Below are 22592 nucleotides of genomic sequence, written 5' to 3'. Positions count from 1 at the left end.
CGGGGAGCGCCGGCTCGGTGCGGAGGTCGACGCGGGGGACGCGGAGTGGGCGGCCGCGTGGTGGCCCGAGGGCCCGGCGCGCAGCTCACCCGCACCTCGGCGCGGGTCCCCTGCGGCGCGTGGCGCAGTGTGTTCGCCAGCGACTCCTGGACGATCCGGTGCACCGTCAGCTGCGCCGTGGCCGGCACCGCGGCGGCGTCGCCGTCCACCCGCAACCGGGCCACCAGGCCTGCCGCGCCGGTGCGTTCGCACAGGGCCGCGAGCTGCCCGATCCCCGGTGGCGACCGCCGGTCGTCCCCGCGCCCCGCGCCGGGGGCGGCGTCCTGGAGCAGGTCCAGTGCCCGCCGGATGTCGGTGAGCGCCTGCCGCCCGGTCTCCGCGATCCGGGCCGTCACAGCGTGGGTTTCGGCGGGCCGCGCGTGCCCGAGCGCGTCGGCCAGCGCCACCACCACCGACAGGCCGTGCGTCACGCTGTCGTGCAACTCCCGCGCGATCCTGGCACGTTCCTCCTCCACCGCCCAGTGCTCCCGCTCGTCGCGGTCGCGTTCCAGCTGCGCCAGCCGCTCGGCCCGCGCGGCCCGCCGGATCCGGGCGTTGGCCCCGAGCAACGCACTCGCGGCAACCGCCGCCGTCATCGCGGCGGCCGAGGCGAGGACGCGACCCTCGGGCGCCCAGCGCGCCGCCGCCAGCACCGCCCCGGCCACCGCCACCACGCCTGCGGCCCAGGCCGAGCGGGACGGCGCCCGCGCGGTCACCGTCCCGAGGGCGACCAGCAACGCCGCGTCGGCCGGGAGCTGAACACCCATCAGCCACTGCGCGAGCGCCGCGGCTGCGATCGCCCCGAACGCGGCCCGGGGTGCCCGCCTGCGCCACACCAGCGGCAGCACCAGAGCGGTCTGCAACGCGAAGCCCGTACCGCCCGCCACCCGCCCCGGCCCGAGCGTCACCAGGAACAGGGCCGCCGCGAGCCCGGCGTCCGCCACCACGGGCGGCACCCGCCCCGGCAGCCGGGCGAGGGTGCCCGGCAGGCCCGTCCGTACCGCGCCGGTCTCGGCCATCGTGTCCGTCCTCGCGTCCCCGTCGTCCGGCGTTCCTCGCCGGAGCCCCACCGTAGGGCCCCGCGCACGCCGAGGCCTCCGCCCACCGGCGGAGACCGGGGGACACCCCGGAACACCCGGGCCTCCTCCGCGCGCAGGAGCGGAGGAGCCCCGGGGCGCCCCGAGCGCACCCGCGGAATCGTCCCCCGTCACGGCGCCCCGCTCCCCCGGCCGGCGCAACCCTGGTGGTGACCCCGTATCAGCACCGCCCGAGGAGCTCGCCCATGTCCCCCACCCGCCGTGCCCTGCTCGGCACGCTCGGCGCCGCAGCGCTCGCCACCGTGGCCGCCGCCCCCGCCGCGGGAAGCCGCCCCGCCGCCCCCGGCAGGGGACCCGGCTCCGAGCCGGCCCCCGGCACCCCCGTCCCTCTGCGTCTGCCCGCGCCCACCGGGCCCTGGCCCGTGGGCACCGTCGCGCTGCACCTGGTCGACGACAGCCGCCCCGATCCCTTCGTCCCCTCCAAGCCCTACCGGGAACTCATGGCCGGCCTCTGGTACCCGGCCCGACCCGGTGCCGGGCATCCGACGGCCCCCTGGCTCGCCCCGGCCGCGGCGGCCGACTGGGACGCGCACTCCGCACCGGCCCTCGGTGTCCCCGTCGGCGCCGCCGACTGGCGGGGGATCAGGACCCACGCCCGCACGGGCGCCCCGGTCGCCCGCCGCGCCGGCCGGTTGCCCGTGGTGCTGTTCTCCTCCGGCGACGGCGGCTCGCGCGCTCTCGGCACCACCCTGGTCGAGGAGCTGGCGAGCCACGGCCACCTCGTCGTCGCCCTCGACTCCACGTACGAGGCCGAGCAGGTCGAGTTCCCCGGCGGCCGGGTCGAACGCGCCCTCCCGCTCCCCGACGACCTCACTCCGGAGGTGATCGCCGCCCTCCTCGCCGGGCACTCCCGGGCCCGCCTGGCCGACGCCCGCTTCGTCCTCGGCGTGCTCGACCGGCTGGCCCGCCCGGACCGCGCCGGCACCGGCACCCACCCGCTCCCGGACGGGCTCGCCGAAGCCGCCGACCCCGCCAGGACCGGCGTGCTCGGGCAGTCCCTCGGCGGCTCCGTCGCCGCCCAGCTCGCCCACGACGACCCCCGCGTCCGCGCGGCGGCCGACCTCGACGGCAACCTCCTCGCACCCGTCGCCGACAGTGGGCTCACCAAGCCCTTCCTGCTGATGGCCTCCGGCACGAAGTCCCTGCGCACCGAACCGAGCTGGGCCTCCTGCTGGGCGGCCTCCACCGGCCCCCGGCACGCCCTGCGGCTGCGCGACGCCGCCCACGGCTCGTACACCGACCTCCAGGTCCTCCTTCCCCAGCTCGTCCGCCGCCTCCCGGTCCCGGACGCCGCCGGACTCATCGGCACCATCGACCCGTGGCGCTCCCTGGCCGCCCAGCGCACCGCCGTCACCGCCTTCTTCGCGCGGTACCTGACGGGGCGGCCCACCGGCTTCCTCGACCGGCCCGGCGACAACTGGCCGGAGCTGGAAGTGCTGAGCTGAACCGACCCACCCGCCGGCACGGCTCGGCCACCACGGCGACGACCGCCGCCGGCACCAGGTGGACACCGCCCCTGCCGTCGTCGCGACGTCCGCGAGTACCGGGCCGCCCGGGCGGCCGAGCCGGGCACCATCGCGGCCCATGGCTGACGCACCATCACGCGCCGCCCAGGCCGGTGCGGACTGCCGCTGGTTGCGGTTTCCGACCTGGCCCGCATCGAGCGGGCCGCCAGGCCGGCGGCCGGGCCGGAGAGGCCCTCTACGCCACGCCCCGGTCGACCCCGTGGAGGTAGCGTGGCCGGCATGAGCACGGAACAGCGGTGGCGCGTGGCGCCGGACCCCGGCCTGGTCGTCCAGCGGACCTGCGACCACCTGGACGACCTGGCGGCCCCGGCGGCCCCGGCCGAGGTGCCGGCGGACACCGCCCCGGCCTGCGAGGACTGCCTGCGGAACGGCACCACCTGGGTCCACCTCCGCGCCTGCCTGCACTGCGGGCACATCGGCTGCTGCGACAGCTCCCCCGGCCGGCACGCCTTCCGGCACGCGCACGCCGAGCACGGTCACCACATCGCCCGGTCCGTCGAGCCCGGCGAGCAGTGGGCGTGGTGCTACACCGACGAGCTCTTCCTCCGCCCGGCCTGACGGCCGGTCAAATGGACAATTCGTTGACGTTCATCCGACAATCGGTCCCCGTTCAAGCGGTGATCGTTCTAGGGGGACGTACGACATGGGACGCCGAGAGGCCCCGTTGGATCCGGGCGGGGGGCCGCTGTCCCGGTTCGCCGTCGACCTGAGGGAACTGCGCCGCGCCGCCGGCTCGCCCTCCTACCAGGAGCTGGCCCGGCTCACCCACTACGCGGCCTCGACCCTGGCCGCCGCCGCAGCCGGGCGGAAGGCGCCGAGCAGCGCGGTGCTGGCCGCGTACGTCGGCGCCTGCGGCGGTGACGTCGAGGCGTGGGAACGGCGGCGGCTCGCCCTGGCGACGGCGGCGGCGGACGAACCCGACGGGGCGTCAGCCGTGACCCCGGCCGAACCGACCCCGACCGAAACCGAGTGCGGAGACGGAGACGGGGACCGCACCGGACGCCGGATCTCCACATTGCTGCGCCGTCTCGGGGCGCTGGGCGCGGCCGCGGTGTTGCTCCTGACCTGCGCCGCCTCGCAGTCGCCCGACTCCGACACCACCGACCACCGCCGCTGGCTGCGGCTGGGCACCGACGTGCCCGAGCGCTACCGGGGGCTGATCGTGCGGGCCGGGACGCTCTGCGCCGCGCCACAGGTCACGCCGGCCCTGGTCGCGGCGATCCTCAAGACCGAGAGCGGTTTCGATCCGCACCTGCACGACCCGGCCAACGACGAGTACGGCATCGCCCGTTGGACGCCCCGGGTGCTGCGCTACTACCTGCCGGAGGACCAGCAGCGCCGGGTGCCGGTGCCGCCGTTCGACGAGCGGACGTCGATCATGGCGCTGGGGCGGATGCTCTGCACGCTCGCGCCGCAGCTGGAGGGGGTCCCGGGCGATCCGGTGATGAACCTGGCGGCCGCGTACCGGACCGCGAGCTGGGTGGTGCAGCAGAGCAACGGGGTGCCCGAGCGGCTGCGCCCGTACACCGACGTGGTCCGGGGCCACCTGCTGGCGTACGCGCCGGAGCGGGGCGCGTGCCTGCCGTACGCGGCGGGCGCGAGCTCGTACCCACGGGCGTGCGCCCCGTTCGCGCACTGACCGGTCGCGGTCCGCGAGCAGGGTCGAAGGGATTGTCCGGGGATTGTCCGATGATTGTTCGATGGGCCGCTGACCGGCGGAAACACGGCCCGCGATGCGGTTGTGTGGTGCCCGGCACCGGGTCCGTCCGGTGCCGCCGAACCACGATCGAGGGGGAACCACACCCGTGTCCACGACCCGCATCCGCAAGGGCCTCACGGCCGCCGTCACCGGCCTGGCCGCCCTGGCCGCCGTCCTGGTCTCCGCGCCCGGCGCCGCCGCCTACGACGGCAGCCCCTGCCACAGCCCGACCCAGCGCAACCTCACCAACCCCTACAACGGCCACACCTCCACCGAGACCGTCACCTACTGCCCGCTGTGGCGCGGCAACGTCCCGGTCTACGCGACCCGTGACCTGAACAGCGGCGTCGTCGGCTACCTGGTCTACGGCGGCTCCTCGAACTGGTTCGTGTTCGAGAAGCAGGGCACCACCGTCAACCTCGGCGGTGCGGTGAACAACTGGTGGGCCAGCACCCTCGCCGACAACGGCAAGTGGGGCTGGGTCCCGGAGGTCTACTTCTCCGGCGGCGACAACTACGAGGACGACCGCGGCCTCTACATGCCCGGCGACGTGGCCTGCGTCTGGCCGTGCAGCGGCCAGACGCCCACCGCCCCCTGGCGCGCCTGACACCCCCGGCCCGGCGCCGGCTCCACCGCGCCCCGTCACCCGCGGATCCTTCCGCGGGTGACGGGGCGCGGCCGTTTCTCCAGGAAGGGCGTCAGCACACCCACGGTTGATGCACATGACGCACCTCACGGACGAGTTCACTGTTGACGCGGTTCACAGCAGATGCTCTGATTGGCGCGCCGCTCACCACTGCCCATCGTCCGAGAGGTGCCCAGGTTCATGCCGCAGCCGTCAGGCGAGGAAGTCGCACGACAGCCAGTGCTCGCCGTTCACCGTGCCGCCGTTCCAGAACAGCAGGTCGACCCGGGTCGAGTCGTCGTACACGCCGTCCTTGGGCACCGACGTCGTGCCGAGGTAGTCGTGGATGTAGGACTGCACCCTGGTCAGCGCGTTCCTGGTGTTGGCGCCGAACTTCCCGTCCTCCAGCAGCGGCGAGAACCCGTACGCCGCCTGGAGGTTGGAGTAGTCCGCGAAGTGCTCCTGGTAGCAGTGGTTGAGAGTGCGCTGCAGACCCACCACGCCCCAGTTGTTGTTGCTCCCGCTGACGTTCTTCGTGACGCCGTCGCCGTAGTCGAGGCGGCACGCGGGGCTCCCGCCGGTCACCGTCGTCGGGACGTAGGGCGAGGTGTTGGGGCTGAGCTCGCCCGACTGGAGCGTGCGGGTGGAGAAGCCGGTGCAGTGGGTGGTCGAAGCCGCCGCCGGCGGCGCGACCACGACGGCCGTTCCGATCGCGAAGGCCGTGGCGACGACCGCGCCGGCCACTGTCCTGAGTGCCATCGATCTGTTCCTTTCCCCAGAGGAGAACGAGAGTTGTGCCGATTCCGACCGCCCGGGATCCCGTCGGGCCGGCGTCTGCCGGCTCCGCAATCATCCGAGCGGGCACACCACGACGGCTTGAACATTCATGCCCGGTTCGGCTTCGGCCCGGGGTCCCTGGCGGTGCGGCGACGCCGAGCGCTCGTCCCGGCGCAGTGGAGCTGAGCCCGGCGGTCCGTCGCGTCCTGGTCGCCGAGGTGGACGGCATCGCCATGTGGGACGTGCGGCAGCCTTGGGGGTGGCCGGCCGGTCGGTGGTCGCCGGTCGGTGTCGAGGAGACCGACGCCGTGTGCCTCTACCGGAGCGGACACCGGCGGCGTGCCGCGGCAGGCCTGGAGGAGTACCTGGACGCGACGACCGGCTATGTCAGCCGCCGGGGCACCGAGGAGCGGTTCGCCGGAGCGGGGGAGGTCGAGACCACCGTCACCCGGCTGACGCCGCAGGCGTACGACGAGTACCTGGGCTCGGTCTCCCCCGCTCAGGGCTGGGTGCTGCGGCCGGACACCGCCTTCGACTACCGGCATCGCAGGCTGGTCGCCGATGCCGCCCGGGGCGCGGACGCGTTCGCGGTGGCGGAGGGCCTCCTCCTGCTGCTGGAGACCCTGCCGGGCCGGACCTGCCGACCCGACCGGTCTCGGCCGGCCTCCTGGGCGCACCACCGCTCGTTGGTGATGGACGCTCAGGAGTTCCTCACCGTAAGGCCCACCGCGGGCCTCGACGACCTGGCGCGGGCGCTGGCCACGTCCCCGGGCCACCTCAGCCGGGTGTTCCGCCGCGTCACCGGACGACCCGTCACCGTCTACCGCAACGAGTTACGACTCCGCCGCGCCCTCGACCTGCTCGCCCGGGGCGTCGACGACCTCGGCGCCCTCGCCGCCGAGTTGGGGTTCTCCGACCACGCCCACCTCACCCGGACGGTCAAACGCCACATCGGACGGGTGCCCTCGATCGTGCGCCGGGAACTGGCACTCGCGGCACCGCGCGCGCATCCCCCGGGAGAGCTACCCGCGGTGTCCGTCCGCGGGTGATCCGTCGCGGTCGGCGGATTCCTACCGTGGTTCCCGGCCCGCCCGCCCGGGTGAGCACGACGGGAGACCCCATGGACACGAAGCCCGCCACCCAACTCGACGCCCCCTCCGGCCGGTTCGGCCGGCTGGTGCGCTCACCACTCGGCTGGATGGTGACCGGCGTGATCGGCGTCGGTCTGGTCTCGGCCCCGACCGCGGACGGCCCCGGCCCGGTGCCGCTGCTCGGCGCGGCCGCCGCGCTGGCCGTCTACCGGTGGGTGATGCGCCGGGTCGCAGGACGCCCCGTCCCCGAGATCGCCCGGCGCGGAGCCGGCCGTGAGCTGCTGTTCGGCGGCGCCATCGGGCTGGGGTTCATCCTGCTCCCCGTGCTCCTGCTCACCGCCTTCGGCGGCTACTCCTTCTCCTGGGCCGGCCACGGTCTCGCCCCGGTCCTGTGGACGGCGTTCGCCGTCCAGCTCAGCGGCGCGGTGACCGAGGAGTTGCTGTTCCGCGGTCTCGCGCTCCAGGCCCTGGAAGAGCTGTGGGGCAGCCGGGTCGCGATCGCGGTCACCGCGCTGTTCTTCGGCGTCGCCCACCTCGGCGCCGAGGAGGCCACCCCGTGGAGCGCCGTGGCGATCGCCGTGGAGGCGGGGGTCCTGCTGGGGGCCGCGTTCCTGTGGCGTCGTAGCATCTGGTTCGCCGCCGGGTTGCACTTCACCTGGAACGCAGCCGAACAGCTGCTCGGCATCCCGGTCTCCGGCCACACCCCGGAGGGCCTGTTCACCGTCGACGTCCACGGCCCCGTCCTGCTGACCGGGGGCGGTTTCGGCCTGGAAGCGTCGATCCTGCCCGTTCTCCTCGGCGCGGCCCTCGCCGCCCCGATGCTGCGCCGGGCCCGCCGGGCCGGCGGGATCGCGCCCCGGCCCAGGACCCGGGCCCGGACCGCCGGCTGACGCCGGCCGTACTTGGAGGAACCGGACGTGACACTCCCTCAGGGGCACTGGACGCCACCGCTGTTGCGGGGCCTCCGCGAGCGGTGGCGGGCGTGCGGCGCCCGCGCCCAGGACGGCGCCCTGGCCCTGGCCCTGGTCCTGCTCGCGCTGGCGCCGAACCTGTCCCGGATCGGCGCCCAGATCGGCGACCTGCCGCCACGGCCCGAGAACGCGCTGAGCCTGGCCCTGGTCCTGGCGCAGGCCCTGCCGCTGGCGGCCCGCCGCCGGCGGCCGGCGGGTGCCCTGGCCGTCATCGCGGGCGCCTTCGCCGCACACCAGGCGCTGGGCTTCCCCACCACCTTCGCGAGCACCGGCCTGTACCTGGCCCTGTACTCCGCCGGCGCCCATCAGGTCCGTCGACGCCCGTACCTGGCCGCCGCGTCGAGCGCCGCCTACGCCGTCCTCGCCGCCGTCCTCCACCACCTCGGCTCGCCGCAGGGGCCGGCGGACTACCTCGCCTTCTACGCGGCCCTGGCCGCCTTCTGGCTGCTGGGGAGCGGGGTGCGTGGACGACGCGCCCGCGAGGCGGAACGGCGGACGCTCGCCGCCGAGGTGGCGGCCGCCGACGAACGGGCCCGGATCGCCCGGGAGTTGCACGACGTGGTGACCCACCACGTCACCGCCATGGTGATCCAGGCCGACGCCGCCCAGTACCTGCCCGCCTCCGCCCCCGAGCGCCTCGGCGAGGCCCTGACCGCCGTCAGCGACACCGGTCGCCGTGCCCTCGCCGACCTCCGGCACCTGCTCGGCGTACTGGAAGCGACCGGCGCGACCGACGCCCTGGACCTCGCGCCCACGAGCCCCGCACCCGCCCCCGGCCGGCTGGCCGACCTCGTCGACCAGACCCGCCGCACCGGGCAACCCGTCGAGTTCACCGAGCACGGCGAACACCGCCCCGGGAGCGCCGAGTCGGAGCTGGCCGCCTACCGGGTGGTCCAGGAGGCGCTCACCAACGCGGTCAAGCACGCGGCCGGCGTGCCGACCCGGGTCCTGCTGCGGCACGGCGAGCGGCACACCGAGGTCGAGGTCACCACCGAGACAGCGCCGGGCGGACCCGCCCGGCGGACACCCGGCACGGGCTCGGGCGGCCGCGGCCTGGACGGCCTGCGCACCCGGGTCCGGCTGCTCGACGGCAGCCTGGAGGCCGGGCCGCGGCCCGAAGGCGGGTTCAGGGTCCGCGCCACGATCCCGCTCCCGGCCCCGACCGGGGAGGCTCCGTGAACGGCACGCCGCCCCGGCCGATCCGCGTCCTCGTCTGCGACGACCAGGCACTGGTCCGGACCGGCTACGCCACCATCTTCTCCGCACAGCCCGACATGGAGATCGTCGGAGAGGCCGCGAACGGACACGAGGCCGTCCGGATCGCCCGTGAGCAGCGCCCCGACGTGGTGGTCATGGACATCCGCATGCCCCTGTTGGACGGCATCCAGGCCACCCGGCAGCTGGCCGGCCCCGACGCCCAGGAGCCGCCGAAGGTGCTGGTCGTCACGACCTTCAACGTCGACGCGTACGTCTACCAGGCGCTCAAGGCCGGGGCGAGCGGCTTCCTGCTCAAGGACTCCCCCACGGCCGAACTCGTCGCCGGCGTCAGGACGGTGGCCGCGGGCGACGCCCTGCTCGCCCCCGCCGTCACCCGCCACCTGATCGGCCACTTCGCCGAACACCTCCGCCCCGCGAACGCCGAACGCGACGCGGTCGCCGAGGCCCTGACCCCGCGTGAGCTGGAGGTGTTCCAGCAGGTCGCCCTCGGCCGGTCGAACGCCGAGATCGCGGCGGCGCTCTTCATCACCCCGGAGACCGTCAAGACCTACGTCTCGCGCATCCTGGCCAAGCTCGGCCTCCGCGACCGGGTCCAGGCCGTCGTCCTGGCCCACCGCACCGGACTGGCCACCCACCCGTCGTGACCGCCCCGCCGCCGCTCGGCCCCGCCGCACCAGGTCCCCGGGGAGCTCACCCGCCGAACAGCGTGGTGCCGAGCGAGATCGCGCCTTCGAGCGCCTGCTGGACCCCCGGGGTGCTCCCGGCCGCCAGGGTGGCGGGGAGCATCCGGCGGATCGACCGCCAGGACCGCCCGGCCGCGGACGGGTCGTCACCCGCGCGCTCCAGCACGCCGACCTCGTGGTCGAAGTCGCCGGCCGTCTCCGGATCGAGTGCGAGCCGGGGCCGCAGGGCGCGCAGCGCCTCGACCAGCTCGGCCACGTCCGCGCCGACCCGGTTCCCCGTCGCCGTCGCGGTGTTGCGGGTGCCGACGGCCACCGCCGATCCGGTCACCGGCCCGCTGAAGAAGGCCGCGTTCTCGATGCTCATGCTGCTCGCCCCAAGGGGTTGACGGGAGGTCAGGAAGTCGTCCAGGGAACGGTCGGAGAAGGCGAGGTCACGGCCGCTCGCCGTCAGCGTCAGCCCCACCCGCACGGTCCCCGCGCCCGGGTCCACCTGACGGGGTCCCACGGTGACCAGACCGCGCTCGGCCAGGTCCTGGTACGCCAGCTCCACCACGGCCCAGTCGATCTTCGGGCCGAACTGCCGCTTGACCGTACCCTTGGGACCACCCTCGACCCGGAGGCGGTCGAGGACGGCACCGCCCGCCCGCTCCTGGTCGGCCAGCCACCGCAGCAGCTCCTCCCGGAACTCCCAGGCCCGCCGCCCGGGCGGCTTCGCGGCGTCCTCCAGCCGGAGCGCCCGCAGCCGGCCGGCCCGGATCAGGGCGACCGTGCCACGGCCGTGAGCGTCGACCGGGCCCAAGCGGCTCCGCTCGCGGCAGTACGCCACGGCGGACGCGAACCGTTCGTCGGACAGGCCCAACCCCGGCCTGATCTCGGCGAGCACCACCACCGGCGAACCGGTTCGGGCAACTCTCGACGCCACCGCACACAGCACCTGGTCGGCGTCCTTGGCAACGCGGGACATGGCCGCAGGCTAGCAGCGGAGGCCACCCCCCGGTGCCCGATCACCCACACCCGCCACCGACACAGTCCGCTCGACCCGGGACGCGACGGTGACGAACCATCAAGTTCCGCTCTCCTCAAGGAATTTCAAACCTACGACGGGGCTCATGGGGTGGGTGGAGATCGGGCTCGTCGTAGTCGCTCAGTTCGTCGCCGCGTTCAGCCTCCTGTGGGGTCTCGCAGGGCTCGTGGAGGCGGTCGACGATCCTGCGGACGTCGCGGGGTTCGAGATCCTCGCCGGGGTCGTGGCGCTCGCCTTCGCCGTCCTCGACGGCATCGTGCTCGCAGTGGCCTGGCCCATGGGTGGGCGCACCGCGCTGGAGTTCCTGGTCGGCGCCGCCCTGCTGGTCTGCCTGGGCGCCCTGTTCACGGGGCTGGAGCGCTCCGACGGGGGGCTCGTGGTGCCGGGTGCCTTCGGTGCCCTCGTGCTGGCGACCGTCGAGCTGCTCCTGTGGACCGGGGTGCTCTACGCCCACGACTCGACCGACCGCGCCCCGGCACCGCCCGCGCCCACGACGGCCGCCGCGCCCACGGCCTCGCAGGGGTCGTCACCCGCCGTGGCCCCCACTCCCGTTGCTCCCACCGTCACGGTGACGGCCACCGTGCCTCCCCTCTCCGGCGGCACGTCGGCCACCGCCCCGGTGCGCCCGGGCGGCACCGCCGAGGCCACGCCGGTCCCCACGGTCACGGTGACCGTCACGGCGGGACCGACGCCCCAGACCGCCGCTCCCCCGTCCGCCCGGGCCACGGCCTCCGACGCCGCGCCGCCCCCTCCCTCGCGCGACGACTCCGGCGGGGCACCGCCGTGGATCAGTGCCGTCGGGGCACTGCTGGTCGGCATCGCCGCGCTGCTCGCGCTCAGGCGCCCCTCCGGCGGCGGGCGTTCAGACGGGAACTCCCGGCGGGGCTGACCGGACGAAAAGCCTTGGCCCTCGCCCGCCGACGCGAACTAGCTTGACCACCATGTACGAAGTGATCACCGAGGACGGCCGGACGCTCGCCGTCGAAGAGTGGGGCGTGCCGGGCGGCACCCCCGTCGTCTACCTGCACGGCAGCCCGATGAGCCGGCTCGCACGGCATCCCGACGACTCGCTGTTCGAACGGCTGGGCATACGGCTCATCACCTACGACCGCCCCGGTTTCGGCTGCTCCACCCCGCAGCCGGAGCGTCGGGTGGTCGACGCCGCGGCCGACGTGGCCGCCATCGGCGACCACCTGGGGCTGGACCGCTTCCCGGTGTTCGGCGTCTCCGGGGGCGGCCCGCACGCGCTCGCCTTCGCCGCCCGCCACCCCGAACGCGTGACCAGGGTGGGCACGCTCGCGAGCCTCGCACCGCGCGACGCCGCGGACCTCGACTGGACCGACGGGATGAACGAGGGCAACACCCGCAGCGCACACGTCGCCGTGACGGACCGTCAGGCGGTGCTGGCCCACCTGACCCAGGCCGGTACGGCCGGACTGCCGCCGATGCCCGAGGTCGAGCGGGCGGTGCTCGCACGGCCCGAGGTCGGTGCGATGCTCGGCCCGGCGTTCGCGGAGGCGGTCCGGCCGGGGCTGGACGGCTGGGTGGACGACGTCCGCGCCCTGTTCGGCACCCCGTGGGGCTTCGACCCCGCCGAGGTCATCGCCCCGGTACGGCTCTGGCACGGCGGACTGGACACCCTGGTGCCGCCCGCCCATGCCCACTGGCTCGCCGCCCGGATGCCCACCGCGGCCCTGACCCTCCAGCAGGACGCGGGCCACGCCGGGCACTTCGACGCCACCCCCGCCCTGCTCGCCTGGCTGCTGGACCGCTGACGCCCCGCCCGCCGCCCGGGCCGTCCGTCGCATCGCGAACGGCCCGGGCAGGGCCGGCCACGGCCGTGAGCGGCAGTGCCGCCCCGGCGGCCGGCGCGCCCGCCAGCAGGCGTCGGCGCGTGGTGGTGTTCGCCTGGTCGGTGGAGTGGAGAGATCGCACGTCGGAAACGCCCCCGTGAGGTGACAGCTCGTCAAAGCTCGTCCCACAGACGGTCCGTGGGCACACGAGGACGCTCTCACGCCCGGTCCGCCCTGACGTCCGACCGTGGGTCTACATCCGTGGGACGATCCCCTTCGCCCTACAGGCCGACGATGAGCTGGATGCAGACGATCTTGACGAGGATCGCCAGCGCGAACAGCGTCGAGTACCCCGTGTTCACCCGCGCGTCCGAGACCCGGGTGTTGGCGTAGGCGGTGATCGCCGGGTTCCCGACGTAGCCGGCCAGCAGGCCCATCGTCCGGGGCCGGCTCTGGCCCAGGAGGCGGGCCACCAGCACCATCAGCGCGTAGCTCAGCAGTGCGCCGATCAGCAGCACCACCAGCAGCTTCAGCCCGAACAGCGAGAACGCGTTCCGCCGGAACGCGTAGCCCGAGGTCAGGCCCACGCACGCCAGGAAGAGCAGCAGGCCGATCTGGCGCAGGGTCAGGTTGGCCCGGGTGGGCAGGGTCCAGACCAGCGGGCCCGTGCGGCGGAGCCGGCCCAGGACCATGGCCATCACCAGCGGGCCCGCCGCCGGGCCGAGGGAGAGAGTGGTGGCGCCGACGGTCAGGCTCGGGATGCCGATCAGGAAGCCGAGGGCGAGCCCGATGCCGAGACTGACGGCGCTGACCTCGCTCACCTTGGCCTCGGTGTCCCCCAGGAAGGCGCCGACCTCCGCCGAGCGCTCCCGCGGCATCACCACCCGTACCCGGTCGTCCAGTTGGAGCAGCAGATCGGCGCGGGCCAGCAGCTCCTGGTCCCCGCGCCGTACCCGGGAGACGAGCGCGCCGAAGCGCTCCTCCAGGCCGAGCTCGGCCACCGTGCGGCCGGCCAGGTCGGGGTTGGTCAGCAGGACGCGCCGGTAGTCGACCAGGTCGCGGCGGTCCAGCAGGTGTTCGCCGGCCTTCTCGCCGAGTGCGGTGACGGCGGCCGCGACCTGGTCGGGGCCGCCGACCACGACCACCAGGTCGCCGGGCGTCAGTCGGTCGAGGTGGTGCGCCACCTCGGGCGTCCCGCCCGGGCGGCGGACGACGCTGGCCAGCAGCCGGCCCTGCGCCACGCCGGGGACCTCCGCCCACCGCAGGTCGTGCCGGACCGCGACCGTCACCGTGACCAGGCGGCGCGGCAGGTCCTCGCCCGGGTCGCGGCGCCCCGGCCAGCTGCGGACGGTGGCGAGGCCCGCGACGAACAGGATGGTGACGACCACCGCCAACGGGTAGCCGATGGCGTAGCCTACGGCCGGCTGCGCGGGGTCCGAAGAGGCCGCCTGCGCGGCCGCCAGACCGGGGGTGGTGGTGCCGATGCCCGCGTAGCCGCCGGCCAGGTACGGGCCGCTGATGCCGAAGACCTTGTTGCCCAGCAGGCCGACCGCGACGGCGGTGACGACCAGGGCGATCACCGCCCCGGCCATGACGGCCAGTTGCGGCCTCAGCTCGCGGAAGAACGCCGGGCCGGACTCCAGTCCGACGGTGTAGACGTACAGGGCCAGACCGAGGACGGACACCCCTGCGGGCACGGCGCGGCCGATGTCCGGGTCCAGGGCGCCGACCAGCAGGCCCGCGAAGAGCACTCCGGCTGCGCCGAGGCGGACCGGCCCGAGCCGTGCCAGACCGAGCAGCGAGCCCAGCGCGATCACGGCGAAGAGCGTCACCCAGGGGTTGTCGGCGAAGAACTGCCACATGACGCCCACTCAGCCACAGCCCCCGCCCGGTCACCAAGTCCCGTGCGGCATTCGGCGCAACCCGGTCGCCCTGCCAGGGGCCCTGACGGGGCCCTCAGGACCCGACCCGTCCTGACAGGGCGTCAGCGCAGCACCCCCGCCAGCAGGTCCGCCCCCAGCGAGGTGGTGGCCGCCAGGTCGAGGCTGTAGAGCACGTAGCGCCCTTGGCGGCGGGAGGAGAGCAGGCCCGCGCGGCGCAGCACCGCGAGGTGGCGGGAGACCTCCGGGTCCGTCAGCTCCCAGGCGCGGGCCAGTTCGCCGGTGGTGTGCGGGCCGCGGGCCAGGGTGCGGACCAGCCGGAGCCGTACCGGGTGGGCGAGGGCGTCCAGTCGCAGGCGGACGGTCTCCAGCGGGACGGGGCCGCCCTCCTCGGGCCGGGCGGCGGCGGGGTACTGGACCACGGGCTGCCATCCCGGTGCGTACACCACGACCAGGTGGGGGTGGCCGTAGAGCGTGGGGAGGAAGGTGACGCCGGCCGGCCCGGCCTCGGCGGCGCTGTCCTGGAGCTTGTCCAGGACCAGCGAACGGCCCTCGGCTCCCACGGTGATCGCGCCGTTGACGGCGGTCATCGCCGCCCCGAGGCCCTGCCGGCGCAGCAGTTCGGCCTTGACCCGGGCGTCCTCGGCGAGCCGGGGGACGGTGCCGGGCCAGGCGGCGTCGAAGAATGCCTCGCCGCACCGCTCCAGCGTCTCCCGCACCCGGGCCCGGACCACCGCCGGGTCGGTCAACAGCCGCTCCGCGAACGCCTCCTGGGCCGCGCCCCGGGCCTGGGCACGGCCCAGTGCCTCGGCCCGGGCCTCGGGGTCGCGCAGCGGCGAGCGGCCCGCGAACTGCAGCCGGTTGCTGCCGCAGGTGGTGACCAGGGCGGAGTGGGCGTAGCGGTCGTCGTCGATCAGGTCGACCTCGTCCAGCTCCTCGGCGAGGGTGGCCCGGGGCCGGGCCGGGACGAGGAAGTCGGCACGTGAGGAGCGCCAGAGGAACTCGGCCTCGTGCAGCCGCTCGGCGAGTTCGGGCCGCAACGCGCCGCGCACCCCGGCCGCCCAGCCGGCCAGGTGCGGATGGTGGTCGGGGGCGGCCAGCACGTGCAGCATCGCGGTGAGTTCGGCCAGCGGGGAGACGGCGAAGCGGATCCGGCCGCTGGGGGTGCCGGTGAGGTCGATGCGCAGGGTCACTCGGTCATCCTCCCTGGTCGCGGGCGGGGAGGTGCCGCGGGTTGACGGAAATCGTCAACCGACGTGACCGCCGCCGCGGCCCGGGCGCACGGTGTCCGCCATGACCACCACCGCACCTCCGTCCGCCCGCCCCTCCCTCACCCTCCGTCAACTGACCGCCGCCGGCGGCGGACCGCGCTACGCCGCCGCCCTGGCCGTGGACGCCCTGGGCACCGGCCTGCTGCGCCCGTTCCTGCTCCTGTACGGGATCACCGTGCTGGGCCTGTCCGCCACGACCGCCGGTCTGGCGATGACGGTCGGCATCGTGGCGGGTCTGGCCTGCCTGCCTCCGCTGGGCCGCTGGCTCGACCGGGGCGCGCGCAGCACGGCGGTCGCCGCCTCGATGCTGGTGCGGGTCGCGGGGGTGGTGGTGCTGCTGGCCGCGCCGGCCGGGGCGGGCACCGGGCCGTTCACCCTGGCGGCGCTGCTGTTGGGCGTCGGCAACCAGTCCTGGCCGGCCGCGCACGCCGCGCTGGTGGCCACCGTCAGCGAGGGGCGGCTGCGCGACGCGGCGCTGGCGGGCGCCCGGTCGGTGCGCAACGCCGGGCTCGGGGTGGGGGCCCTGCTGGCGGCGGGCGCGATGGCCGCCGGGCCGGGCGGGCTCCGGGTACTGGCGGTCGCCTCCGGGGTCGGGTACCTGGCCGCGGCCGGGCTGGCCTGGTCGGTGCGGGTGGCCGCGGATCCGACGGTGCGTCAGGACGCGCCCGGGGCCGGGCCGGCGCCGCGGCTCGGCGCGCTGCTGGGGGCCAACGTGCTGTACGTGTTCTGCCTGAACGTGCCGGAGATCGCGGTGCCGCTGGTGCTGGTGGAGCAGCTGCACGCCTCGCCGACCTGGGCGGCGGCGGTGTTCGTCGCCAACACCGTGCTGGTCGTGACGCTCCAGGTGCCGGTGACCACCTGGAGCGCCCGCTGGTCGCGCGGCACCGTCATGGCCGCCTCCGGCGTGGTGCTGGCCCTCGGCTACCTCGGCTTCCTGTTCGCCACCGGCCTCGGGCCGGCGGCGGTCGCCCTGGTCTCGGTGCCCTTCACCCTCGGCGAGATCCTCTACGCCGGCAGCTCGACCGCCCTGGTCACCGCACTCGCCCCGCCCGCCCTGCTGGGCCGCGCGCTGGCCCGCTTCCAACTCTCCACCGGCTTCGGCCTGGCCGTCTCCCCCGCCGCGATCACCGCCCTGGCGGCCCACGGCCCCGCCGCCCTCTGGGGCACCCTGGCCGCCGGCACGGCCGGAGCCTCGGCCGCCGTCTGGCGCGAACGCGGCCGCGCGTAGCGGCCTGACCTCCCGTCAGCCGGCCCCGCGGTGCGCGGGCGCCTCCGGCGGCCGTACGTGCTGCTGCCGCTCCGGTACCGCCCGTACGTGCGCCAGCACCTCCGCCGCCAGCCGGGCGTCCAGCGCCCTCGGCAGGCTGTGGCCCAGCCCTTCGACCAGCACCAGCCGCGCCCCGGGGATCGCCTCGGCGGTGGCCCGGGCGTGCGCGGGCGGGAACATCGGGTCCCGGGTGCCGTGCAGCACCAGCGTCGGTGCGGAGATCCCGGCCAGTTCGCCGGTCTCCCCGCTCCCGGCCGCACCGGCCAGGGTGTGGTTCAGCCCGGCCCGCAGGTCGCGGGCCCGCGCGTACACCAGGCGCTCCATCGCCTCGTACTCCGCCGGGTCGAACGGCAGCTCCGGGCCGTGCAGCACCCGCCACAGCGGCATCCGCGCCGCCAGGTACCCCTCCGGCCCGGCCGCCGGGTCCGGCAGCGAGGCCATCAGAGCGGCCATCAGCTCCGGCGTGGGGAGCGGCAGTTCGTCCGCCGCCGGCTGCTCGCCCGCCAGCATCCGGGCCAGGGCGGCCGCCGTGTCGGTGCCCAGCGGCTGGGAGGAGAGCACGGTGAGGCTGAGCACCCGCTCCGGATCGGAGACGGCCAGCCGCTGCGCGATCACCCCGCCGAGGGAGGCGCCCACCACGTGGGCCCGGCGGGCGCCGACGGCGTCCAGCACGGCGAGCGCGTCGGTGGCGAGGTCGCGGACGGTGTAGGGGCGGGCGGCGAAGTCGACCACCGAGGAGCGGCCGGTGTCCCGGTGGTCGTAGCGGATCACCCGCAGGCCGCCGGCCACCAGCCGGGCCACCAGTCCGTCGTTCCACTGGACGCCCTGGGCCTGCGCGCCCATCACCAGCAGCACCACCGGGTCGCCCTCGGCGCCGAACTCCTCCGCCCACAGCTCCAGACCGTCGACGGGGACGGTCAGTTGACGGCCGGTCGGATCGTAGGTCTCATTTTCCTGCATGGTCGTTCAACATAATGGCGATCAGGCGTCCGCGCCACGGCTTTTCCGCGCAGGCCCCCGGGAGTTGGACACCACCGCCCCGGCCACGGCAGGCTGAGCACCGTGGCCGGGGTCAAGGGGCAGGTGCAGCAGCGGGGCGTCGAACGGCGCCGGGCGATGGTCGACGCCGCCCTCGAACTCTTCGGCCGTCAGGGCGTGCGCGGCACCGGCCTGGCCGCGGTCGCGGAGCGCGCCGGCAGCACCGCCTCCGCCCTGATCCACCACTTCGGGAGCAAGGACGGCCTGGTCCGGGCGGTCCTCGCCGAGGCCGACCGGCGGGCGCTCGCCCGGCTCGGCGCCGCCCCCGAGGCCGAGCCCACCCTGGAGCAGGCCTTCGCCTGGTTCGTCCGCGACGCCGAGCACACCGCCGCCACCGAACGCGAACTGACGGCCCTCCACACCACGCTGACCGCCGAGAACCTGACCCCCGGCACCGCCCTGCACGACTGGTTCCGCGACCGGGGCCGGGCCCTGCGCTCCCACCTGGCCGCCGCCTTCGCCCGCGCCGCAGCCGACGGCACCGCCCGCCCCGACCTCGACCCGGCCACCCTCGCCGCCGAGACCGCCGCCTTCCTCGAGGGCGCCCACCTCCTCTGGCTCCTCGACCCCGAGCACATCGACCTCCCGGCCCTGCACCGCAGCTACTTCACCGGCCTCTCCGCCCGCCTCACCCCGCCCCCGGCCTGACAGGCCCGGCACGACGAACTCCCCGAGAGGAACGGGCTCTTGTCCCGGCCGTCCGGCCCGCACATCCTGGAAACCCGGCGGCAAAGGGGGGTGGGGGCAGTGCGCAACGGCCAGGATCGCCCGATGGTGGCGGTGTTCGCGGCAGCCCTGGCGGCGGCCGGCATCACAGGAGGCGTGCTGCTGCTGGGGCGCTCCTCGGTCTGGCTCGTCGGCCGCTGGGCACACGCCGACCAGCTCAACGAGGGCCTCATGCTGGCCGCCGTCCCCCTCCTGCTCGTCCTGCTCCTGTTCAGCGCCGGCCGCCTGCCCCCGTGGCGATGGCGCCTGACCCTGGGAGCGTTCCTCCTCTTCGCGGCCGGCTGGCTGCTCTTCCAGTGGACCACCGTGCAGACGGCCCAGGCGCACGTCCTGCACGAGCGCGGACGGGCCGCCCACGGCGTGGTGGTGAGCGTCCAGGTGAACCGCGACGGCGACTCCCGCGCGGTGGACGTCCGCCTCGACGACGGGACACGGGTCGACGGGGTACGCGTCGGCTTCGCCTCCGCCGCGCCGGACCCCGGCACCGAGGTGCTCCTCACCCTCGACCCCGACGGCCCCGTCCCCGCCCGCCTGGGCCCCGTCCCCGGGGCGCCCGACACCACCCTCCGGAACGCCGCACTGGCCGCCGTGGCCCTCGCCTCCCCCGTCCTCGGCCTGCACCTCGCCCAGCCGCTGCGGAGCCGCCTGACGCGGCGTGAAAGAGTGGACCGGTGAAGACGATCGGGCTGCTCGGCGGAATGAGCTGGGAATCGACGGCGGAGTACTACCGACTGCTCAACGAACTGACCCGGGAGCGGCTCGGCGGGCTGCACTCCGCCAAGTGCGTGCTCCACTCGGTGGACTTCGCCGAGGTCGAGCGCCTACAGGTGGCCGGCGACTGGGGCGCGGCAGGCGACCTGCTCGCCGCAGCCGCCAAGTCGGTGGAGGCCGCCGGGGCCGAGCTCCTGCTGATCTGCACCAACACCATGCACAAGGTCGCCGACCGGGTCGCGCAGGCGGTCGACATCCCGCTGCTGCACCTCGCCGACGCCACCGCGGCGGCGGTGCTAGCGGCCGGCGTGCGGCGGGTCGGCCTCCTCGGCACGGCCTTCACCATGGAGCAGGACTTCTACCGCGACCGGCTCGCCGCCCACGGCCTCGACGTCCTGGTCCCGGACGCACCCGGACGCGCCCTGGTCCACCGGGTCATCTACGAGGGGCTCTGCCTCGGCCTGGTCCGCGAGGAGTCCCGCGCCGCCTACCGACACGTCATCGCCGACCTGGTGGCCTCCGGAGCCGAGGGCGTCATCCTCGGCTGCACCGAGATCGAACTCCTCGTCAGCGAGGACGACAGCCCCGTCCCGGTCTTCCCCACCACCCGCCTCCACGCCGAAGCCGCCGTGTCGGCCGCCCTCTGGCCGCCCCACGAGGCATGATCCCCCGATGGGACATCTACCTGTCGATCTGCGTGCTTCCCTTCGGTTCTTCGCGTTCTACCTGGCCAACGGCACTGTCGACGTGGACCTGCTCGACGGATTCGACTACCGGCCGGCTCTGTTCCGGTTCGGCTCTCCGTTGGAGCAGGTCTTCGCCGTCTACAGCAACGTGCTGGAGATCGACTCCGATGGAAACGTGCTCAACGACGGAGATGCCCAGTACCGCGCAGCGCAGTGGATTCGCGGCTTCTGCGACCCGACGTACCAGGTGGAGCCGCCGTTCCAGGCCTGGGAGACCGAACTCCACGGACCATGAGTGACCGGACTCGAACGATTCAGTAGCCCCTGTAGTACATGTCGTAGAGAGCCGAGCGCTCCTCGACCGAGAAACCCTCGAACGCGCCGTCGGCCTCGAGCTTGGACAGTCGGTCCAGCGCCTCCGCGGCAGAAGGCTCCGGGTGCGCCGAAAGGTACTCCTTCGTCGCATCGAGCCCGTGCCCGAGCAGGAGCTCGATGTCGATCGAGCAGCCCGCGTCGAAGCTGGCCCGCTTCGCGCTCCAGACGAGAAGCACATCGTCGATGCCGCCGCTGTTGAACAGTTGGACACAGCAGAGCTTCATCAGTTCGGTGTCGCCGTAGCCCTGGGAGTGTCGCTCAAGCCTCGTGTGCTCTCTGAGCACTGAACGGATCTCGTCGAGGTCGGCGCCGACGGGACGGAGCCCGTAACGGTGGAAACTCTGCTCATCGTCCAACGGTTGCCCCCCTGATCATTCGCTGGTCACGGCACGCGCACCAGCTCAATCGTTTCCATCCCTGCGATCCAACGTCCGACACAGCCACCGCACTCCCCCCGAGGGACGGGAGTTCACTCGTTGATGGCCTCGATGCCCCGGGCCTTCAGCGCCGCCAGGTGGTCGTGCATCTGCCGCAGCTCCTCCTCCGAGTGGCCCTGCCACTCCCGGAGCTCCGCGACCACGCGCAGGGGCTGCCGGGAGCGGTAGGAGCGGGTCGGGTTGCCGGGGAACTTCCGGTCCGTCAGGTTCGGGTCGTCCTCGAACGCGCCGGTCGGTTCGACGACGTAGATCCGTCCCCGCTCCTCCCCCGCGGCGAGCTCCGCGCCCCAGACGGCGGCGTTCAGGGTGGCGCTCAGGTAGACGAAGTTGGCCTTCTCGCCCTTGCCGTAGTTGGAGCCGTACCCGGGCTCCAGCAGCCCGCCGACCGCCACGACCGCCTTGGTGCCGTGGAAGAACGGGCCCGGGTCCCCGCTGCCCCACCTGACCGGCTCGTTCACGCCGCACCCGCCTCACGCCTCGACCTTCAGGACACTGCCCATTCCAGCACACCGCACCCCCGACGGGCCGTCAGGACGGCAGGTAACGCGCCCAGTCGTAGAGCTGGCGGGCCGCGTCGCCGAAGCGGGTGGCGTAGAGCGTGCCGGGGAGGCCGCCGGCGAGCTCCTCCGTCGTGGTGGTGACCCCGACGACGGTGCCGGTGCCGGTGCGGGTGTCGAAGGCGGCGAACTGCGGGCCGCCGCTGGCGCCGTGCGACATGTCGCAGGTGGTGCCGCGGAGCGGGGGCGCGGCCGGGGAGGTGCGGACGGGGCCGGCGCAGTGGATCATGCGGGAGCCGGTGTACTTGCCCTCCGGGTTGTTCAGCCGGTCCTTGGGGTAGCCGAAGGCGTGCGTGAACTCGCCTTCCCTCGGCGGGGAGAAGGCGATCCGCTGGCTGCCGGTGACGTCCGCGACCCGGCGTCCGTCGGCGGAGCGGTTGAGCACCGCCGTCGCGGCGTCGTGACCGCCCAGGGCCGCCTCGTCGGAGGTGGCGGCGGTGTCCCAGGCGCTCGACGTCGCCATGACGGCGACGCTGAAGCCGCCGAGCGGCTTGCCGCCGTTGCGGTAGCCGGGGACGAAGTACAGGTTGTGCCGCCAGGTGTCGGCGGCGGCCGACGGACCGGCACCGCGCAGGCAGTGCGCGGCGGTGACGACGGTGGAGCGGTTCGGGGCGGTGACCACCGTGGCGGTGCAGCTGCCGTCGTAGCCGTCGGAGAAGGTGAAGAAGAGCCGGCCGACGCTGCGCTCCACGGCGCCGCCGTGGGTCCACACGGCGCCGGGGTCGGGGGTGTCGGCGGGCAGCGGCCTCGGGTCGGCGGGGGTGTGGTCGTCCTCCGGCACGGGGGTGATCTCCGGGATGAGGGCCCCGGCCAGCCGCATCCGGTCCGGGGTCCAGTAGGCGTCGATCCGCGCGCGTTCCGGGGCGGTGGTGGCGCCGGTGTGCACGCTGAGGCCGCTGCCGCCGGCCGTGGCGGCGAAAGCGGCCGGCGGCAGCGCCACGGCGGTGGCGGCGGTGATCAGCAGTGCCCCGGCGGCTGCGGCCCTGCGGCCGGGGGCGGTACGGGTTCGGGTGTTGGTCGACATGCGGAGAACGTAGGCCGGGAGTGTCAGGGTCCGGCCTCGACCGGATCTCAGCCACCCGGCGAGCGGGTCATGATCGC

24 protein-coding genes are annotated in these 22592 nt (G+C 74.9%); 15 read left to right on the top strand and 9 right to left on the bottom strand.

Annotated features, from left to right (window positions below; genetic code table 11):
• On the bottom strand, nt 1–1058 hold a 1058-nt coding region (locus ACWCYY_RS24465; protein ID WP_449797260.1), incomplete at its 3' end, for a sensor histidine kinase.
• Nucleotides 1059–1321: 263 nt separating this feature from the next.
• Here ACWCYY_RS24465 and ACWCYY_RS24460 point away from each other — a divergent pair.
• The 4 genes from ACWCYY_RS24460 to ACWCYY_RS24445 all read left to right on the top strand — a co-directional run bounded on the left by ACWCYY_RS24460 (nt 1322) and on the right by ACWCYY_RS24445 (nt 4968).
• Nucleotides 1322–2581: an alpha/beta hydrolase family protein gene (locus ACWCYY_RS24460; protein WP_345280505.1), complete on the top strand. Its 1260-nt coding sequence runs from the start codon at nt 1322–1324 to the stop codon at nt 2579–2581.
• A gap of 300 nt (nt 2582–2881) precedes the next feature.
• Complete coding sequence (locus tag ACWCYY_RS24455; RefSeq protein WP_345280503.1) at nt 2882–3220, top strand: UBP-type zinc finger domain-containing protein; 339 nt, start codon at nt 2882–2884, stop codon at nt 3218–3220.
• Between the two features lie 85 nt (nt 3221–3305).
• Nucleotides 3306–4301 (top strand): lytic transglycosylase domain-containing protein, encoded by a 996-nt coding sequence (locus ACWCYY_RS24450; RefSeq protein ID WP_449797259.1) that lies wholly within the window; start codon nt 3306–3308, stop codon nt 4299–4301.
• A gap of 166 nt (nt 4302–4467) precedes the next feature.
• Nucleotides 4468–4968 carry a hypothetical protein gene (locus ACWCYY_RS24445; protein ID WP_449797258.1) on the top strand — a complete coding sequence of 167 codons (501 nt, stop codon included), beginning with the start codon at nt 4468–4470 and terminating at the stop codon, nt 4966–4968.
• Nucleotides 4969–5199: 231 nt separating this feature from the next.
• Here ACWCYY_RS24445 and ACWCYY_RS24440 read toward each other — a convergent pair whose 3' ends face one another.
• A complete protein-coding gene (locus tag ACWCYY_RS24440) occupies nt 5200–5745 on the bottom strand; it encodes a hypothetical protein (RefSeq protein ID WP_345280495.1) in 546 nt (181 codons plus the stop codon).
• 194 nt (nt 5746–5939) lie between these two features.
• Between ACWCYY_RS24440 and ACWCYY_RS24435 the strand changes: the two genes are divergently transcribed.
• The 4 genes from ACWCYY_RS24435 to ACWCYY_RS24420 all read left to right on the top strand — a co-directional run bounded on the left by ACWCYY_RS24435 (nt 5940) and on the right by ACWCYY_RS24420 (nt 9687).
• Nucleotides 5940–6812, top strand: a complete 873-nt coding sequence (locus tag ACWCYY_RS24435) for a helix-turn-helix domain-containing protein (RefSeq protein WP_449797257.1) — start codon at nt 5940–5942, stop codon at nt 6810–6812.
• 71 nt (nt 6813–6883) lie between these two features.
• A complete protein-coding gene (locus tag ACWCYY_RS24430; RefSeq protein ID WP_449797256.1) occupies nt 6884–7744 on the top strand; it encodes a CPBP family intramembrane glutamic endopeptidase in 861 nt (286 codons plus the stop codon).
• Nucleotides 7745–7771: 27 nt separating this feature from the next.
• The gene (locus ACWCYY_RS24425) at nt 7772–9004 is read left to right on the top strand and encodes a sensor histidine kinase (RefSeq protein WP_449797255.1); all 1233 of its coding nucleotides are present in this window, start codon (nt 7772–7774) and stop codon (nt 9002–9004) included.
• Nucleotides 9001–9687: a response regulator gene (locus tag ACWCYY_RS24420; protein ID WP_449797254.1), complete on the top strand. Its 687-nt coding sequence runs from the start codon at nt 9001–9003 to the stop codon at nt 9685–9687. The genes ACWCYY_RS24425 and ACWCYY_RS24420 overlap by 4 nt, the downstream gene beginning before the upstream one ends.
• Before the next feature lie 46 nt (nt 9688–9733).
• On the opposite strand, the gene ACWCYY_RS24415 is transcribed toward ACWCYY_RS24420, so the two are convergent.
• Nucleotides 9734–10690 carry a hypothetical protein gene (locus ACWCYY_RS24415; protein ID WP_449797253.1) on the bottom strand — a complete coding sequence of 319 codons (957 nt, stop codon included), beginning with the start codon at nt 10688–10690 and terminating at the stop codon, nt 9734–9736.
• Between the two features lie 154 nt (nt 10691–10844).
• On the opposite strand from ACWCYY_RS24415, the gene ACWCYY_RS24410 reads away from it, so the two are divergent.
• Together ACWCYY_RS24410 and ACWCYY_RS24405 are read left to right on the top strand one after the other, a co-directional pair.
• Nucleotides 10845–11639 (top strand): hypothetical protein, encoded by a 795-nt coding sequence (locus tag ACWCYY_RS24410; RefSeq protein WP_449797252.1) that lies wholly within the window; start codon nt 10845–10847, stop codon nt 11637–11639.
• 52 nt (nt 11640–11691) lie between these two features.
• The gene (locus tag ACWCYY_RS24405; RefSeq protein ID WP_449797251.1) at nt 11692–12525 is read left to right on the top strand and encodes an alpha/beta fold hydrolase; all 834 of its coding nucleotides are present in this window, start codon (nt 11692–11694) and stop codon (nt 12523–12525) included.
• A 299-nt stretch (nt 12526–12824) separates the two neighbouring features.
• Here the strand turns inward: ACWCYY_RS24405 and ACWCYY_RS24400 are convergent, their stop codons facing one another.
• A complete protein-coding gene (locus ACWCYY_RS24400) occupies nt 12825–14405 on the bottom strand; it encodes an aspartate:alanine exchanger family transporter (RefSeq protein ID WP_449797250.1) in 1581 nt (526 codons plus the stop codon).
• Nucleotides 14406–14527: 122 nt separating this feature from the next.
• Entirely contained in the window at nt 14528–15616 is a 1089-nt protein-coding gene (locus tag ACWCYY_RS24395; RefSeq protein WP_345290725.1) for a DUF5937 family protein, read from the bottom strand.
• A 100-nt stretch (nt 15617–15716) separates the two neighbouring features.
• Between ACWCYY_RS24395 and ACWCYY_RS24390 the strand changes: the two genes are divergently transcribed.
• On the top strand, nt 15717–16922 hold the full coding sequence (locus ACWCYY_RS24390) for an MFS transporter (protein ID WP_449797249.1): 1206 nt from the start codon (nt 15717–15719) through the stop codon (nt 16920–16922).
• A gap of 15 nt (nt 16923–16937) precedes the next feature.
• On the opposite strand, the gene ACWCYY_RS24385 is transcribed toward ACWCYY_RS24390, so the two are convergent.
• Nucleotides 16938–17921 carry an alpha/beta fold hydrolase gene (locus ACWCYY_RS24385; protein ID WP_345290727.1) on the bottom strand — a complete coding sequence of 328 codons (984 nt, stop codon included), beginning with the start codon at nt 17919–17921 and terminating at the stop codon, nt 16938–16940.
• A 102-nt stretch (nt 17922–18023) separates the two neighbouring features.
• On the opposite strand from ACWCYY_RS24385, the gene ACWCYY_RS24380 reads away from it, so the two are divergent.
• The 4 genes from ACWCYY_RS24380 (at nt 18024) to ACWCYY_RS24365 (ending at nt 20417) form a co-directional block, all read left to right on the top strand.
• Entirely contained in the window at nt 18024–18647 is a 624-nt protein-coding gene (locus ACWCYY_RS24380; protein ID WP_449797248.1) for a TetR/AcrR family transcriptional regulator, read from the top strand.
• 123 nt (nt 18648–18770) lie between these two features.
• Nucleotides 18771–19400 carry a hypothetical protein gene (locus tag ACWCYY_RS24375; RefSeq protein ID WP_449797247.1) on the top strand — a complete coding sequence of 210 codons (630 nt, stop codon included), beginning with the start codon at nt 18771–18773 and terminating at the stop codon, nt 19398–19400.
• Nucleotides 19397–20101 carry an aspartate/glutamate racemase family protein gene (locus ACWCYY_RS24370; RefSeq protein ID WP_449797246.1) on the top strand — a complete coding sequence of 235 codons (705 nt, stop codon included), beginning with the start codon at nt 19397–19399 and terminating at the stop codon, nt 20099–20101. Before ACWCYY_RS24375 ends, ACWCYY_RS24370 begins: the two co-directional genes overlap by 4 nt.
• Nucleotides 20102–20108: 7 nt before the next feature.
• Nucleotides 20109–20417, top strand: a complete 309-nt coding sequence (locus ACWCYY_RS24365; protein WP_345288194.1) for a DUF7677 family protein — start codon at nt 20109–20111, stop codon at nt 20415–20417.
• Between the two features lie 19 nt (nt 20418–20436).
• Here the strand turns inward: ACWCYY_RS24365 and ACWCYY_RS24360 are convergent, their stop codons facing one another.
• From ACWCYY_RS24360 to ACWCYY_RS24350, 3 genes are all read right to left on the bottom strand, one after another.
• Nucleotides 20437–20853, bottom strand: coding sequence for a hypothetical protein (locus ACWCYY_RS24360; protein WP_449797245.1), 417 nt, complete (start codon nt 20851–20853; stop codon nt 20437–20439).
• Between the two features lie 113 nt (nt 20854–20966).
• The gene (gene arr, locus ACWCYY_RS24355; RefSeq protein WP_449797244.1) at nt 20967–21392 is read right to left on the bottom strand and encodes an NAD(+)--rifampin ADP-ribosyltransferase; all 426 of its coding nucleotides are present in this window, start codon (nt 21390–21392) and stop codon (nt 20967–20969) included.
• A 70-nt stretch (nt 21393–21462) separates the two neighbouring features.
• The gene (locus ACWCYY_RS24350) at nt 21463–22515 is read right to left on the bottom strand and encodes a trypsin-like serine peptidase (protein ID WP_449797243.1); all 1053 of its coding nucleotides are present in this window, start codon (nt 22513–22515) and stop codon (nt 21463–21465) included.
• Nucleotides 22516–22592 lie beyond the last annotated feature (77 nt).

The organism is Kitasatospora sp. NPDC001664, assembly GCF_053596675.1.
Note: the sequence above shows the minus strand (reverse complement) of the source record. Positions and strands in the feature narration are given on the sequence as shown.